The 15942-nt window shown below is 56.6% G+C and carries 15 protein-coding genes; 12 read left to right on the top strand and 3 right to left on the bottom strand.

All coding sequences use genetic code 11. The features are described from left to right. Nucleotides 1-65 precede the first annotated feature (65 nt). The 3 genes from xylB to ACR0EV_RS11815 are packed head-to-tail and all read right to left on the bottom strand — an operon-like array spanning nucleotide 66 to nucleotide 3335. Nucleotides 66-1529, bottom strand: a complete 1464-nt coding sequence (gene xylB / locus ACR0EV_RS11825; protein ID WP_480800265.1) for a xylulokinase — start codon at nucleotides 1527-1529, stop codon at nucleotides 66-68. A gap of 34 nt (nucleotides 1530-1563) precedes the next feature. Then, nucleotides 1564-2259 (bottom strand): HAD family hydrolase, encoded by a 696-nt coding sequence (locus ACR0EV_RS11820; protein ID WP_480800264.1) that lies wholly within the window; start codon nucleotides 2257-2259, stop codon nucleotides 1564-1566. A gap of 59 nt (nucleotides 2260-2318) precedes the next feature. After that, entirely contained in the window at nucleotides 2319-3335 is a 1017-nt protein-coding gene (locus ACR0EV_RS11815; RefSeq protein WP_480800263.1) for an ABC transporter ATP-binding protein, read from the bottom strand. Nucleotides 3336-3484: 149 nt separating this feature from the next. On the opposite strand from ACR0EV_RS11815, the gene ACR0EV_RS11810 reads away from it, so the two are divergent. From ACR0EV_RS11810 to ACR0EV_RS11755, 12 genes are all read left to right on the top strand, one after another. After that, complete coding sequence (locus tag ACR0EV_RS11810) at nucleotides 3485-4828, top strand: ABC transporter substrate-binding protein (RefSeq protein WP_480800262.1); 1344 nt, start codon at nucleotides 3485-3487, stop codon at nucleotides 4826-4828. Nucleotides 4829-4897: 69 nt separating this feature from the next. Beyond that, nucleotides 4898-5764, top strand: a complete 867-nt coding sequence (locus tag ACR0EV_RS11805) for a carbohydrate ABC transporter permease (protein WP_480800261.1) — start codon at nucleotides 4898-4900, stop codon at nucleotides 5762-5764. Between the two features lie 3 nt (nucleotides 5765-5767). Beyond that, on the top strand, nucleotides 5768-6586 hold the full coding sequence (locus ACR0EV_RS11800) for a carbohydrate ABC transporter permease (RefSeq protein ID WP_480800260.1): 819 nt from the start codon (nucleotides 5768-5770) through the stop codon (nucleotides 6584-6586). Between the two features lie 64 nt (nucleotides 6587-6650). Then, nucleotides 6651-7622, top strand: a complete 972-nt coding sequence (locus ACR0EV_RS11795; RefSeq protein WP_480800259.1) for a sugar-binding transcriptional regulator — start codon at nucleotides 6651-6653, stop codon at nucleotides 7620-7622. A 12-nt stretch (nucleotides 7623-7634) separates the two neighbouring features. Next, nucleotides 7635-8678, top strand: a complete 1044-nt coding sequence (locus ACR0EV_RS11790) for an NAD(P)-dependent alcohol dehydrogenase (protein WP_480800258.1) — start codon at nucleotides 7635-7637, stop codon at nucleotides 8676-8678. Further along, complete coding sequence (locus tag ACR0EV_RS11785) at nucleotides 8675-9241, top strand: SIS domain-containing protein (protein ID WP_480800257.1); 567 nt, start codon at nucleotides 8675-8677, stop codon at nucleotides 9239-9241. The genes ACR0EV_RS11790 and ACR0EV_RS11785 overlap by 4 nt, the downstream gene beginning before the upstream one ends. 3 nt (nucleotides 9242-9244) lie before the next feature. Beyond that, complete coding sequence (locus ACR0EV_RS11780) at nucleotides 9245-10012, top strand: SDR family NAD(P)-dependent oxidoreductase (protein WP_480800256.1); 768 nt, start codon at nucleotides 9245-9247, stop codon at nucleotides 10010-10012. A 32-nt stretch (nucleotides 10013-10044) separates the two neighbouring features. Next, a complete protein-coding gene (locus tag ACR0EV_RS11775; RefSeq protein WP_480800255.1) occupies nucleotides 10045-10857 on the top strand; it encodes a TIM barrel protein in 813 nt (270 codons plus the stop codon). A gap of 13 nt (nucleotides 10858-10870) precedes the next feature. Beyond that, nucleotides 10871-11596, top strand: a complete 726-nt coding sequence (locus tag ACR0EV_RS11770; RefSeq protein ID WP_480800254.1) for an SDR family oxidoreductase — start codon at nucleotides 10871-10873, stop codon at nucleotides 11594-11596. Then, complete coding sequence (locus ACR0EV_RS11765) at nucleotides 11593-13212, top strand: FGGY-family carbohydrate kinase (RefSeq protein ID WP_480800253.1); 1620 nt, start codon at nucleotides 11593-11595, stop codon at nucleotides 13210-13212. Before ACR0EV_RS11770 ends, ACR0EV_RS11765 begins: the two co-directional genes overlap by 4 nt. Nucleotides 13213-13919: 707 nt before the next feature. After that, on the top strand, nucleotides 13920-15011 hold the full coding sequence (locus ACR0EV_RS11760; protein WP_480800252.1) for an ABC transporter ATP-binding protein: 1092 nt from the start codon (nucleotides 13920-13922) through the stop codon (nucleotides 15009-15011). Continuing rightward, entirely contained in the window at nucleotides 15011-15940 is a 930-nt protein-coding gene (locus tag ACR0EV_RS11755; protein WP_480800251.1) for an ABC transporter permease, read from the top strand. Before ACR0EV_RS11760 ends, ACR0EV_RS11755 begins: the two co-directional genes overlap by 1 nt. Nucleotides 15941-15942: the final 2 nt, after the last annotated feature.

The following is a 15942-nucleotide window of genomic DNA, read 5'->3' as shown; positions in this document are numbered from 1 at the left end:
CGCTGTCGACAAAAGCTGAGTGAACTCAGCAGGCGTCATTTCAGAAAACTGGCTGCAAGGTTATTCTATCTTCGTCTGGATGATATCTCCGTCAGATGTACGTAAGCCGCACGAAAACGGTCTTTTGCAGCGTTGAAAGCGTCGGTCATATTGCTATCTGGAAGCACCCGGTCTCCAATTCGGGGTGGTTTGAGAATGTCTTTGGGCGAAGCGCCGGTGCCCGCAATCATTGCAAGGCGGGCTGCCCCCAGCGCGGCACCGAATTCACCATCCTGCGGCAGTTCTATGGGCACATCCAGAACCGTCGCAATCAATTTGGCCCAGTACCGTGATTGTGTTCCGCCACCGATACCAATCAGGCGGTCAATGCGGGCTCCGGTGCGCGCCAAGGCGTCATACGAGTCGCTCAGACCATACGCGACGCCTTCGAGCACTGAACAGGTCAGGTCGTTCTGATCGGTGTCCTTTCCCAGTCCGGTAAAGCTGCCGCGAATGTTGGCGTCGTTGTGGGGTGTGCGCTCTCCGGACAGGTAGGGGAAGAACTGCACGCGACCGGGCGCACGCAAGTCTTTGCCCAGATTGCGCGTCAGGTCAGACGGTCGCTTCCCCGTAATCTGACCAAGCCAGTTTAAGCTGTCTGTGGCCGACAACATAACGCCCATCTGATACCAGCGATCGGGAACCGCATGGCAGAACGTGTGCAGCGCCGAATCCGGGGCAGGGTGATAACCGTCCCGTGCTGCCAACAACACGCCGGAAGTACCAAGGGACAAAAACCCATCACCTTCATTCAGAGCGCCCAAACCACAGGCAGCGGCGGCGTTGTCCCCCGCACCGCCTGCAACGACCACGCTGTTAGAGACGCTCCAGCTTGCCGCCAAGTCCGGCCGCAAAGTGCCCGCCGATTGGCAGCCTTCGACAAGCTGCGGCATTTGAGTTTCGCTCATCTGTCCGGCGCTTAACAAAGTCTCGGACCACGCACGGCCCGACACGTCCAGCCAGGACGTGCCGGCGCTATCTGACATGTCGGCGACATAGTCACCTGTAAGATAGTAGTTCAGGTATGCCGCAGGAAGCAGGACCTTGGCCACCCGGGCGAAGGTGTCAGGTTCGTGCTCTTTGACCCAGAGCAGTTTGGGCGCTGTGAAACCGGGGAAAACGATATTGCCAGAAATCTCGCGAACACCTGGCGTGGCATCCAGATACTGTGCCTCGATATCAGAGCGTGTGTCATTCCATAGGATACACGGCCGGATCACCTCGCCCCGAGAATCCAGTAAAGTTGCACCATGCATATGTCCCGCGACGCTGACGGCGCGGAGCGTGGTAAACTCAGGGTGACTGCTGCGCAATTCGCAGACCGCCGCCTCAAGCGCCGTGATCCAATCCGCGGGGTTCTGTTCGCTCCAACCGGGGTGTTTGTGTTCAGTGGAATATGTTTGCTCTGCTGATCCGATCACTCCCCCGTCTTCCGTCAGAAGCAAAGCGCGAAGCCCGGATGTTCCCAGATCTATACCAAGGTAGCTCATGCCACGTTGCCCCCCATTGGTGCCTGCAAATCGTTTATTGTTTTGCCCGCTGCGTGAATAACGCAGGCGCAAGAGACTCATAGGATGATATGATCAGATCAGCCCCTTGTTGACGAAGAAATTCACCATGCCGGTCTTCAATACCACGCAAGTGCGCCCCACCAACAAATCCGGCACAGTACATGTTGGCCGCTTTGGCAGCGCGTACGCCATAAGGTGAGTCCTCGATCACCAGGCAGTTTTCAGGTGCGACACCAACCTGGGCAGCCGCGTGCAAGAACAGGTCTGGCGCCGGTTTGCCGTGTTCAACCTGTTCGGCGCTGAAGACGTTTTCAAACAGCGCGGTCATCTGCATCGCTGTCAAGGCAACGCCGATCCTTTCGAACGTACCGCTGGAGGCGATGCAATACGGAACGTGCAGCGAAGCCAACACCCTCAAAAAGCTTTTTACATCGGAAATGGGTGAGAGTTCCTTCTTGAAGCGTCGGAACAGCTCAGCCTGCCAGTCATGCGCAAAGGCGCTTGTGGATTGTTGCGTTCCATGTTCAGCAACAAACATTTCTATTGCCGCAAGAGATCTGCCCAGGAATTGCCGCCTGACCTCCTGCGTAGGCATGTCTATACCGTACGTGGCTAACGTCTCTTTCAATGTCGAGAGCGAGATGATCTCACTATCGGCAATGACCCCGTCAAAATCGAAGATGACGAGACTGAAGGCATCCAGCGGCAATGGAAGCTGCGTGTCCGATTCTTGACCTGCGGGGTTTCCCCTTTTCATAACGCGCACCGCTAAAGTGCAAGCTCGTCGGTGCCGAATTGATGCAGCCGACTTTCGGGTATTCGAACGCCTACGATTTGACCGACATCTGTATCGTCGTCGCCGCCCACACGCGCGACAATCTCGCTGTTGTCCGAGAGGGTCAGGTAAAGCAGGCTCTCGCCTCCCAGCTGTTCCTTGACCCGGACCGTGGCGTCTGTATTGCCCGCACCTTGCGGCACCAGCTCAAGATGTTCGGGCCGGCAACCGACGAATGCCGCTTGCGGCTTGATGGCAAGGTTGCTCACTGTATTGCTTGGGACAAACACATTCATGGCCGGTGAACCGATGAACTCGGCCACAAAACGGGACCTGGGCGCATGATACAATTCCATCGGAGTGCCAACCTGTTCGACGCGCCCTCCATTCAAAACAACGATCTTGTCAGCCATGGTCATGGCTTCGACTTGATCGTGAGTCACATAAATCATTGTCGCGGCGAGCTGTTTGTGCAGGCCTTCCAGCTCGACCCGCATCTGCACCCGCAGTTTTGCATCAAGATTGGACAGTGGCTCGTCAAACAGGAAAACCTTTGGATTCTTGACGATGGCCCGACCAATGGCTACACGCTGCCGCTGACCGCCCGAAAGCTGAGAAGGCTTGCGGTCAAGGTAGTCCTCCAGCTGTAGAATACGCGCTGCTTCGGTGATCCGTTCCTGCCTTAGGGCAGGCGCAAACCCGTTGACTTTCATGCCGAAATCCATGTTTTCGCGCACGCTCATGTGGGGGTAAAGGGCATAGGATTGGAACACCATTGCCAGCTCGCGATCCGCAGGTTCGGCATGGGTCACGTCACGCCCGTCAATCTCAATGCTCCCCGAGTCCGCGCCCTCTAGCCCGGCCAGCGTACGCAACAGGGTTGATTTCCCACAGCCCGACGGCCCGACGAACACAACAAACTCTCCGTCCTCGATATCGAGACTGACGTCGAAAAGCGCCTGTGTTTCACCATAGAACTTGTTGAGTCCTTCAATCTTGATGCCAGCCAAGGCAACCCCTCCCCATCGGCGAACGTCGCGGTCCGCGCGGTATCTTTTGTTTATCAGTAGGAACAAATGTATTGACTTTCAAGTCAGAAAAATACTTTTGTATGGATCAAGATGCAAAAGATGAAATTAAACAGGGAGGAGAACTGAGAATGAAGACTCTTAGAAACTTGCTGGGTAGCGCGGCAGTTGCCAGCATCGTCGCGACTGGTGCGGCCATTGCAGATGATGGCTGGAGCCTGAAGAAGGCTGCCGAACCCTACGCGGGCACAACCATTGACGTCGTCTTCCTGCTGCGTCCGGGTTACGAGGCGATCGAAGCCATGCTGCCCGATTTCGAAGCGGAAACGGGCATTAAGGTAAACGTCATAAAGCATCCCTACGAAAACGCTCTGGGTGAACAGGTGCGGGATTTTGTAGCTGGCGGCGATCTTGATATCGCGTTGATTGACCTTGTTTGGATTGGCAACTTTGCAGAAAACGACTGGATCATTCCGTTGGCGGATGTGCAGGCAAAGTTCCCTGACGCGGTTGACCCCGATCTGGACATCGACGACTTTTTCCCGCTGGTGCTGAACGCTTTTGGCGGCTGGAATGACACTCTGTATGGCCTGCCGTTCGACAACTATTCCGGCCTGATGTTCTATAACCGCTGTATGCTGGAAGAGGCCGGGTTCGACGGCCCACCGGAAACGTGGCAAGAATTGAAAGACACCTATGGTCCGGCACTGACAAAAGACGGCAAATACGCCTTTGCGTTGCAGTCCAAGCGGAATGAAACCCAATCCGCCGACAGCTTTGCGCGGATGCTGTGGCCGTTTGGCGGCTCTTTCCTGGATGACGAATTCAAATCCAACCTGATGAGCGACGAAAGCCAGGCAGGTCTGAAGTTCCGTCAGGATCTGATGGAATATATGCCCGACGGCATCGTCGCGTATGACCACGCCGAAACCGTCAACGGTTTCAGTCAGGGCGACATCGCAATGATCACCGAATGGTCGGCCTTCTATTCGTCGGTCGTCTCGCCCGAGACCTCGAAAGTGGCCGATTGCGTTGAAATCGCGCCCGAACCCACGGGCCCTGCAGGCCGCAAGCCAGCCCTTGGCGGGTTCTCTCTGGCCGTCGCTTCACAAGCGGACGAAGCCGAACAAGCCGCAGCCTATTTGTTCATCCAGTGGGCAACCTCGAAAGCCAACGCGCGGGAATACCTTGAGCGCGGTGGCGTACCAGCCCGTCAGTCTGTCTATCAGGAAGACGGTCTGGAAGACTTCAAATTTGTCCCCGCGCTGGTCGAAAGCTGGCAGGACGGCGTGCCGGAATTCCGCCCCCGTTTCGCGGAATGGCCCGAGATCACTGAGATCGTTCAGGAATGGGGCACCAAAATGATGCTGGGTGAGGTTTCGACCGAGGAAGGTGCGCAAGAGATCGGCACCCGGATGGAAGCTGTGCTGGAGGCGGCCGGCTACTATTCTGGTGACAAGCCGCTGGCTCAGTAAAACAAAGATGCAGGGGCGCAAACCGAGCGCCCCTGCGCCCTGTTCAAAAGGGTCAGCTGGAGGATGGACATGCGCGGCCAAGTACCCCGCAAAACGATATTTGCGTTTATAGGCCCAGCGGTCATTGGCCTTGCCATGGTGGGCATCGCGCCATTGCTTTACGCGGTTTGGACCTCGGCGCATTTCTATAACCTCACAAAACTGAAGCGGGTCGAGTTTATCGGTTTCGAAAACTATTGGACCGTTCTGACGGATGAGGTGTTCTGGCAGGCGATGGGCCGCACCTTTTTCCTGTTGGGCACGGCGTTGCCGCTGCAAATCGCGCTGGGCCTGGGCATTGCGCTGGTATTGCATCAACCCGGACTGACATTGGTCAAGACTTTGGCGCGGCTGAGCCTCGTTCTGCCGATGGCCACGACATATGCGGTTGTGGGTTTGCTGGGGCAGGTGATGTTCAACCAGAAATTCGGCGTCGTAAACCAGTTGTTGGGCGGAGCCGACATAAACTGGATCGGGGACCCGCAGAACGCCTTTGCCATGATCATTTTCTGGGATGTCTGGCAATGGACACCGTTTGTGGCGCTGGTTCTTCTGGCGGGTCTAACCATGGTTCCTGGCGAGGTGGAAGAGGCCGCGCGTCTGGAAACCAAATCCAAATGGATTGTTCTGCGCTACGTACAACTGCCCTTTCTGGTGCCGGGTCTGGTCGCGGTGCTGATCCTTCGAACGGCGGACACGTTAAAACTATTCGATATGGTGTTCACCTTAACGCGTGGCGGCCCAGGATCATCGACCGAGTTCATTTCACTGATGATCCAGCGGGTCGGCTTTCGTGGCTTTGATCAGGGGTTGGCTTCGGCGCAGGCGATCATCCTGCTGATCATCACCATTGTACTGGCGCAGATCTATATCCGCGTCTTCTACAAAGAGGTCTGAGTCATGATGACAACCCGCTCATACTGGTCCCAGATCGCTTTGCTGGCCGTGATCATATTGGTTTGCGTCTTTCCGTTTTACTGGATGGTCACGACGTCGTTGAAAACCCAGGTTGTTGCGCTCGAGTCACCGCCAGTGTGGATATTCGAGCCCACCCTAGCCAATTATCGTGAGGCGTTGTTCGATGACGGCGTGCTGCGGACGTTGATCAATTCGCTGATCATCGCAATTTCTACAACCCTTTTGGCGCTGGTCCTGGGCGTTCCTGCGGCCTTCGCGCTGGCTCGGTTCGAGTTTCGCGGCAAAAAGGACCTGTGGTTTTGGTTCATCACAAATCGGATGGTCTCGCCCATCGTGCTTGCGCTGCCGTTCTTTCTGATCGCCAGAAACCTGTCGTTGCTGGACAAACACATCACGCTGATCCTGATTTACCTGACCTTTAACCTGCCGATCGTCATCTGGATCGTGACTGACCAGTTTCGTGGCATTCCCTACGATCTAGACGAGGCTGCGCGGCTGGAAGGAGCCTCCCAGTTTACTATTATGCGCAAAATCTGTCTGCCGCTGGCCATGCCAGGAGTAGCGGTATCGGCCATCTTTTCCTTCATCTTTTCGTGGAACGAGTTGATGTTTGGCCTGATCCTGACACGGACAGAAGCCAAAACAGCGCCCGCGATGGCCGTGTCGTTTATGGAAGGTTACAACCTGCCCTACGGCAAAATCATGGCCACATCGACCCTGATCGTGATCCCGGTTCTGATATTCGCGCTCATCGCCTCAAAGCAACTGGTGCGCGGTTTGACGATGGGGGCTGTGAAATGACGTCTTCAACCACTCCTTTTCCCGTTTCGTTGCGGTAGAACGGAACCAAAAGGAAAGGAAATTCATGTCCCGCTATATCAAACTCGATCAGATCGACCCGGAAGAACAGCTGTTGGTGCGGCTGTGCTGGGCGTGCGAGGTCGAGGGTATGACACAGGCAGATGCGGCCGTTCGGTTCGGCACCACGCGGTTGCGCGTCAACAAAGCGCTTAGCGAAGCGCGGCGGCGCGGTATCTTGCGGGTCAGCGTGGATTCGGTTTTCGCCGCTGCCGCGCAACTGGAATGGGAACTCGAACGGCAATTTGACCTGACCCGGGCGGTTGTGGTGCCATCCCCCGAGGACAGGGTGTCCGTTACCCCTCTGGTCGCCGCTGGGTTGGGCGCGCACCTGGGAGAAGTGTTGAATGACCCGAACCTGACCCATTTCGGGATGTCTTGGGGCAACACTCTGAACCTGGCGACTCGCCACATGCAGCCGCTTGACCGCCCTGATCTGGAGATCGTGTCGATCATGGGTGGAGTCTCGCGTGGATCGGATGTGAACGGGTATGAGATCACGACGCGGCTGGCGGATTTGTGCAACGCCGAACATAGCTTTTTCACCGCGCCGCTTTATGCAGGCAGCCCGGAAAGTCAGGCGCTATTCATGGATCAGGATGTGATCAGGGATATGCTGGAAAAGATCCGCTCTTGCGGGGCAATTGCGCTGGCGACGGGCGATTTGGAAAGTTCGTTGCTGGTGCGCGATGCGTTGCCCAACGGCGTCAATCCCGCCGATCTGATTGCCAAAGGTGGCGTTGGTGACATCACCGGGCATATCCTGAGTGCTGATGGTCAGCTAATAGATCATCCTTTGAACCAATGCGTTATTGGATTGTCGCTCGATGAGATGGCTGAAATAGACAACGTCATTCTGGCCGCCGGTGGACTGCATAAAACGCCGATCATCGCTGCGGCGCTGAAGCGTGGATTTGTAGACACTCTGGTAACGGATGAGAACACGGCGGCCGCTTTGCTTGAAGCCCGAAAAACATAAGAGAGGTGTAGGATGGCCAAAGCTCTGGTTCTGGAAAAAGCCCGCAGCCTTGCGCTGCGCGAGATTGAGCTGGCCGAGACATTGGGTCCCGAAGACGTCCGCATCGCAATAGATACGGTCGGTGTTTGCGGCAGCGATGTGCATTACTACACCCACGGCAGGATCGGGCCCTTCGTTGTTACCGCGCCTATGGTGCTGGGACACGAGGCTGCGGGTGTGATCACCGAGGTCGGGTCAGACGTGACGGGCCTGAACGTCGGTGATCGGGTCTGTATGGAACCCGGTATTCCCAACACCCGGTCCAAAGCTGCGAAGCTGGGAGTCTATAATGTGGACCCCTCTGTGCAGTTTTGGGCTACGCCGCCGGTACACGGTTGCTTGACGCCCTCGGTCGTACACCCTGCGGCGTTCACCTATCGCTTACCCGACCATATTAGCTTTGCCGAAGGGGCAATGGTCGAACCCTTTGCAATCGGCATGCAGGCCGCAACCAAAGCGCGGATCAAACCCGGGGATGTGGCGCTTGTCACCGGTGCAGGCCCGATTGGCATTATGGTCGCTCTGGCCGCGCTGGCCGGTGGATGTGCCAAGGTCTATATTTCTGATCTGGTTGCGGAAAAGCTGTCTGTTGCAGCGCGATATGACAATATCGAGCCCATCTTGATCGGACGCGATGATCCCTCAGCCGTTTTGCGCGGCGCGACCGAAGGGTGGGGCGCGGATGTGGTTTTCGAATGTGCCGGGGCGGCGACCTCAATTCAAACCGCGCTCGACGTCGTGGCCCCTGCGGGTTGTGTGGTTTGGGTGGGTATGCCAGTCGATCCGGTACCGGTGGACATTGTGCTGGCGCAGTCCAAGGAAATCAGGATGGAGACGGTCTTCCGATATGCCAACATGTATGATCGGGCCATTGCGTTGCTTGGCTCGGGAAAAGTGGACCTAACCCCTCTGATCTCAGAGACCTTCGATTTCGAAAATAGTATTGAAGCGTTTGATCGTGCGGTTGAAGCGCGACCAACGGATGTCAAAATTCAAATCCGGCTCGGTCAGTCATGACCAGCGCAAAGGATGATCTGGCGGATCAGGTTCTTGCTGAGTTGCGCCCGGGGCTGACCGGGGATGTTCTGGCGCAAATCACTCCATTGTCCAAGGTTCTTGCGGGAGCCAAGCGTATCTTCTGCTATGGTGTTGGGCGCGAAGGCCTGATGATGAAAGCGCTGACAATGCGGCTGTTCCATCTTGGGTGCGACGCCCACGTGGTCGGTGACATGACCGCGCCGCCTGTCGGGGCCGGGGATGTCCTCTTTGTCGGCGCGGGTCCCGGTCATTTTTCAACGGTGGCGGCTTTGGTCGATGTAGCGCGAAACAGTGAAGCCACAGTGGTTTGCATCACTGCCGAACCCGAAGGAGCCGTTCCCAAATCTGTTGACCTGACTGTTCACCTGCCCGCACAAACGATGGCGGCGGATCAGGGAAGCGATGCGACCTCGATTCTGCCGATGGGCTCGCTTTTTGAGGCGTTGATGTTTTTGTTCTTCGAACTTCTCGTGCTGGATCTGCGCGACCGTCTTGGCGTTGCACCTGAAGAGATGCGCGCCAATCATACAAATCTGGAATAGATCATGACTTGGGAAAGCCGGTTCAGTCTGGAAGGAAAGAAAGCGCTGATTACCGGCGCGTCTTCGGGTATCGGAAAAGCGATTGCTGAGGTTTTCGCCGAAGCTGGTGCGGATATCGCGGGGCATGGACGCGACCGGGCACGTCTTGCGGCGCTGGGCAAGCGCGTCGAGGCGCAGGGGCGGCAATTCCGGGCTGTTACCGGTGATTTGGCGGATGCGGAAGAAACGGCCTCGGTGGCGATCGCCGCGATGGATGCGTTTGGGCAGATCGACATTCTGGTCAACTCGGCAGGCATCGCGCTGACCGGACCGGTGGTGGGTTTCGATCTGGAAGACTGGCACCGCACTATCGCGGTGAATCTAACTGCGCCGTTCATTTTATCCCGGGCTTTGCTTCCGGGAATGAAGGAACGACGGCAGGGGAAAATCGTCAATGTCTCTTCCCAGACAGGCGTTATCGCTCTGGCAGATCACGCAGCCTATGCCACATCCAAAGGGGGGCTGAACGCCCTTACAAAATCACTGATGACTGAGGCGGCTCCGTTTAATGTTCAGGTGAATGCCATCTGTCCGACTGTAGTGCTGACAGAAATGGGCAAAGAGCTCTGGTCAGCCCCGGAAAAGAAAGACCCGTTTATTGCCCGAACGCCCTTGGGGCGGTTTGGGGAACCGGTCGAGATCGCAGACATGGCTTTGTATCTCGCGTCGCCCGCATCCGATCTGGTGAACGGCGCGATTATGATGATCGAAGGGGGGTATTCCAGCATATGAAAGGATTCGGTGTACACACCAGCATGTGGACTATGACCTGGGATGCTGATGGCGCGGCACGTGCCATTGCGGCGGCAAAAGACTGTGGGATGGATTTCATCGAGATCGCGCTGCTTGATCCCGTCTCGACTGACGCCGCACTCGGTCACCGTCTGCTGCAAGAGGCCAACCTGCCGGCTGTTTGCTCGTTGGGGTTGCCAGAGCCGGTTTGGGCGTCCAAAAACCCTGAAGGTGCAATTGAGTTTCTGACGCTGGCCATTGAAAAATCTGCCAGGTTGGGGGCCCAAGCCCTGTCTGGCGTGACATATGGGGGTATCGGTGAACGCAGCGGCCAGCCGCCAACCGAGACTGAATTGGACAACGTCGCCCGCGCTTTGGATGCTGCGGCACGGGCCGCGCAGGCCGCCGGTCTGGATTTCGGCATCGAACCGGTCAACCGCTACGAAACCCATCTGATCAATACGGCCGCGCAGGGTGTTGCGATGATCGAACGGATTGGGGCGGAAAACATGTTCCTGCACCTCGATACCTACCACATGAATATCGAAGAAAAAGGCGCGGGAAACGGCATTCTTAAGGGCCGCGACCATTTGCGATACATCCATCTGTCGGAATCGGATCGTGGCACACCTGGGGCGGGCACCTGTGACTGGGATGAAATTTTCGCCACTCTTGCAGCGATTGGTTTTGATGGCGGATTGGCGATGGAAAGCTTCATCAACATGCCGCCCGAAATTGCACACGGCCTGTCTGTCTGGCGGCCTGTCGCGGACAGTGCAGATGAGGTTATCGGTCAGGGCTTACCCTTCTTGCGTGGCAAAGCAGCACAATACGGATTGATTTGAAGGAGGCTTCAAAATGGCTGATCTCTCGAGCAAAGTGGTGGCCATCACAGGTGCCGCATCAGGTATCGGTCTGGCCTGTGCTCAAGCGTGCGTTGCCGCAGGAGCCCGCGTGGCCATGGTGGACCGAGATGAGGCGGCTTTGGTTTCGGAATGCAACAATCTCGGTGAGGCCGCGTTTCCAGTTGTCACGGACCTGCTGAATGCCGACAGCGTGTCCAAGATGCTGCCAGACATTCTTGGGAAAACCGGGCGGTTGGACGCCTTCCACGCCAATGCAGGGGCTTACATCGGAGGCGATGTTCTGGAAGGGGACCCGGACGCATGGGATCGCGTCCTGAACCTGAACATCAACGCATCCTTCCGGTCTGTCCAAGCGGTTCTGCCACATTTGGCCAAACAGGGATCGGGGGACGTTATCCTCACCAGTTCCATCGCCGGAGTCATTCCCGTCGTTTGGGAGCCTATCTACACCGCCTCGAAACATGCGGTACAAGCCTTTACGCACTCGGTCCGGCGGCAGATGTCCAAACACGGTGTCCGCGTTGGTGCCGTTTTGCCCGGCCCGGTCGTGACGGCACTTCTGGATGATTGGCCGCAAGAAAAAATGGAACAGGCGCTGGCCGAAGGCAGCCTGATGCAGCCCAAAGAGGTTGCGGATTGCGTCGTCTTCATGCTGACCCGACCCGCCAATGTCACCATTCGGGATCTGGTAATCCTTCCCAACGCGGTAGACCTATGAACTGTTTCGTCGGAGTGGATGTCGGCACAGGCAGTGCTCGGGCGGGCGTGTTTGACGACGCGGGAACATTGTTGTCCAGCCGCAAGCAAGACATTCGGATGTGGCGTGATGCAGGGGATATCGCGGAACAATCCTCGGACGATATCTGGCAGGCCGTCTGTGCGTGCGTGCGCGGTGCGGTCAGGGACGCAGGTGTTGAGGCCAGTGAAGTCAAAGGCATTGGGTTTGATGCTGCTTGCTCGATGGTGGTTCTGGATCGGGACATGCGGCCGCTCAGCATCAGCGCATCGGGTGAAGCCGAGCGCAACGTCATTGTCTGGATGGATCACCGGGCGAAGGACCAGGCGGAACGGATCAACAGCACCGGACATACCGTACTGGACTATGTCGGCGGACGGATTTCCCCCGAGATGCAGACGCCCAAGCTTTTGTGGATCAAAGAGAATATACCGGGCACCTTCCACGCTGCGGGTCAGTTCTTTGACCTGCCGGATTTTCTGACATGGGCAGCAACCGGATCTCTGGCTCGTTCGGCCTGTACGGTGACCTGTAAATGGGCTTATCTGGCCCATGAGGATCGCTGGGATGAAAGCTATTTTCAGCTGATCGGATTGTCAGACCTGTCATCCGAGGGATTTGCCCGGATCGGCCAGCAGATCGTGGCCCCCGGAACCGCGCTGGCGCAGGGATTGACAGCTGAGGCCGCCGACAGCATGGGCCTGAACGCGGGCACTCCGGTCGGAGCTGGGTTGATTGATGCCCATGCGGGCGGCATCGGAACGGTGGGAGCCGACCCCTGCGCCGGACCCGAAGCAACGATGGCCTATGTTTTCGGAACCTCGGCTTGCACCATGTCCACATCGACAGACGCGCATAAGGTACCTGGCGTGTGGGGGCCGTATTACTCGGCCATGGTGCCGGGTATGTGGTTGTCCGAAGGCGGGCAGTCAGCTGCTGGCGAGGCCATAGCACACCTTATTTCCACCCATCCCGCAGGTGGCGATGCCACAGCACAGGCGCAGGTCGAAGGGATGTCGCTGCAAGCTTATCTGCTGCGCGAGGTCGAACGGCGCGCTCGTAACGCCAGCGACGCAGTCCGGCTTGCCGGTACCCGTGTAATTGTGCCGGACTTCCTCGGCAACCGGGCTCCTTATGCCGATCCGCACGCAACAGGCGTCGTCGCGGGTCTGACATTGGCGACGGATCTTTCGGACCTGATTGCCACATACGTCGCAGCTATTCTTGGGGTGGGGTACGGTTTACGACAGATCATGGAGGCACAGGCTGCGCATGGCGTCTGTCCGAGTTCTGTTGCCATAAGCGGCGGGGCAGGGGAAAGCACGACGATCAAACAGCTTCTTGCTGATGCAAGTGGCGTTCCAGTTCTCTCGACTGCTTCGCCAGAGCCAGTTTTGCTAGGAGCAGCTATGCTGGGCGCAGTCGCAAGTAACTCTAAAGAGTCTTTGGCCAGTGCAATGGGTGCGATGTCTTCAATTCAAGAGCGTATTTTGCCGAAGTCCGGAGTTATCGCAGACATTCACAATGCACGTTACGATGCATTCAATTCGCATCAGAAGATAGAGCACCAAACACGGCGTGCCCTCGCCAGTTTGTGACGGATTCAAAGGGACGCGGCGCAGCTCAGGATAGAAAGTACCTCAAAGTAGCGACAATCGGCCTAAATGCTCGCGCCTACTGGGGCCATTCAATGCTAAGAACCAAGGCTACTCAGATCGACCAGAAGACTGGGGGTCCTCGAGTTGTTCAACTTCTCCCCGGGCATCCGAAAATGGACGGTACTGGCTGGTTTTTAGGTGTCGAGTTGCAGGATGCTTTAACTTTCGCGGGAGCGATTGAATTATTAGCAACTTAATCGCTCGCACGGACGGTCCACAAAAGACTTTCACCATCTACCCGAGATGATGCGTGCGCATAGCTGAACTTCGCGGCACCTGCTGGGCACAGAAATTACAGATGTCGAGAACGTAGATGAAACAGGCCTTCGATGGACGTGCTCGCGGTTCCAAAAACACTTCATAGAAGAAGATAGCCGATACCTAATTTATGAAAGGCTTTGCACCCGCTTGATCGAGTTGCTTGATATGTATGCGTCTCGAGGTAACGTCGCCACATTTCCGGCCTATGCGCACTGGTCTTTTCTTTTTGCTCAAAAAGGCTGCAGATGCGCGATAACATATTGATCTATAACCAGTTACAAAAATGATTAGGCAAATCCTAATGTTTAGTGAGGAAGTCAGTTCTTAGGACGGCAACGTAGCCCGTATATACCCGAATGGACTTCGCGGTACTCAGGGAGGCGTAATTGTCTGATAAAGAAAATATCGCGATTGACGTGCGGGACGCGGTAAAACGCTACGGTGACTTTACAGCGCTCAAGAAGATCTCGCTGTCGATCATGGACAATGAGTTCTTTACGCTTCTGGGTCCGTCTGGGTGTGGCAAGACGACGCTGTTACGGATGATCGCCGGATTTGAGGCCGTAACCGAAGGAGCGATCTACCTCTACGGCGATGAGATCGAGAATCTGCCGCCCAACAAGCGCCCGGTGAACACTGTTTTCCAGAACTATGCCCTGTTTCCGCACATGACGATACTGGACAACGTGGCCTTCGGGCTGGAAATGCGTGGGGCCTCCAAACCCGATGCGCGCACAAAGGCGGGCGAAATGCTGGAACTTGTGCAACTCTCTCAGTTCTCGGCGCGCAAACCCAGTCAGTTGTCAGGTGGTCAGCAACAGCGCGTTGCACTGGCCCGGGCGCTTGCACCGCAGCCCAAGGTCTTGCTGCTGGATGAACCGCTGTCGGCGCTGGACCTCAAGCTACGCAAGGCGATGCAACTGGAACTCAAGCATCTGCAACGCGAAACGGGCATCACCTTCATCTTCGTGACACATGATCAGGAAGAAGCCCTGACCATGTCTGATCGCATTGCGGTCATGTCGGCGGGTGAGATGCAGCAATTGGGCGCGCCCACCGACATCTACGAGCGTCCGCACAACATGTTCGTTGCCGACTTCATTGGTGAGACGAACCTTTTGGAGGTTTCGGTGGATGGCATCGAAAACGGACGGGCAATCTGTCATCTCGGCGGCGGTCACGAACTGACCTGCAACGCGGTGGAAGGTGTTGGCATTGGTTCGAAAGTTCATATGTCGATCCGGCCTGAGCGGCTGTACATGTCAGAGACACCTGCGGAAGCAGAAAGCCTCAAAGGCCGGATCAAAGAAAACATCTTTGTCGGGACAGACATCACAACAATTGTGGATTTGCACGACGGACCTGATTTCGTCGTCCGCACCTCAAACTCGGATCGTGGCAACAAGCGCATATTCGAGCCGGGCACCGAAATGTACGTCAACATGGAGCTGGGGGCTGGGCGCCTCCTGGTCGACTGATGGCGGCGGGTGCGGCGAGCGGCGGCAGCGCGACAACGGATACCTACAAAGAGGCCCGTAATTGGCTGCTGTTACCTGCCTGGGTGACACTGGCCATTCTGGTATTGGCACCGGTCATCATGATGCTGATCTACTCTTTCCTGACGAAAGAGTTCCGTGGCGGCGTGATCTGGGAATTCTCATTGTCAGCTTATGATCAGTTCTTCTTTGATCGCGGCTTGTTCGGCGATGACCCGCCACAGATCGAATGGACCTATATCGCAATCTTCTGGCGGTCGATCTGGCAGGCTGCGGCAGCTACAGTTCTGAGCCTCGTGATCGGGTTCCCGACGGCCTATTTCATCGCGACCCGATCCGAGAGCATGCGTCCGATCTGGGTGTTCCTGATCACCATCCCTTATTGGGTAAACCTGCTGATCCGCACGGTGTCGATGAAGTTCCTGCTGCGCGATCAGGGGCCGCTGAATGATTTTCTGATCAATATTGGTCTGATCGACAGCCCCCTTCACATCGTGAATACCAATTTCGCGGTGCAACTGGGGTTGTTCTACTCCTACCTGCCCTTCATGGTGCTGCCGATCTATGCAGCGGTTGAGCGCTATAACTTCGCGCTGTCCGAAGCTGCGGCCGACCTTTACGCGTCGAAATGGACGACGTTGCGGCGTGTGTTGCTTCCTGCAGTGAAACCGGGGGTTATTGCGGGCTGCATCTTGGTCTTTGTGCCATCGATGGGGTCGTTCCTTGCGCCTGATCTGCTGGGGGGCGCCAAGAACTTCATGATCGGCTCGCTGATTGAAGAACAGTTCAAGGGCAATGCAGGCAACTGGCCGTTTGGCGCAGCCGCGTCAATGATCTTGCTGACAATGGTTTTGATCATCCTGATGTTCTCGGCCCGGCAGCAGGCCAAAGCCGATAAGGCGGGGGGCTGATC

It is taken from the genome of Ruegeria sp. CF8 (assembly GCF_056537285.1).
The sequence above is the reverse complement of the archived record's forward strand: the minus strand, read 5'-3'. Positions and strand labels throughout refer to the sequence as shown.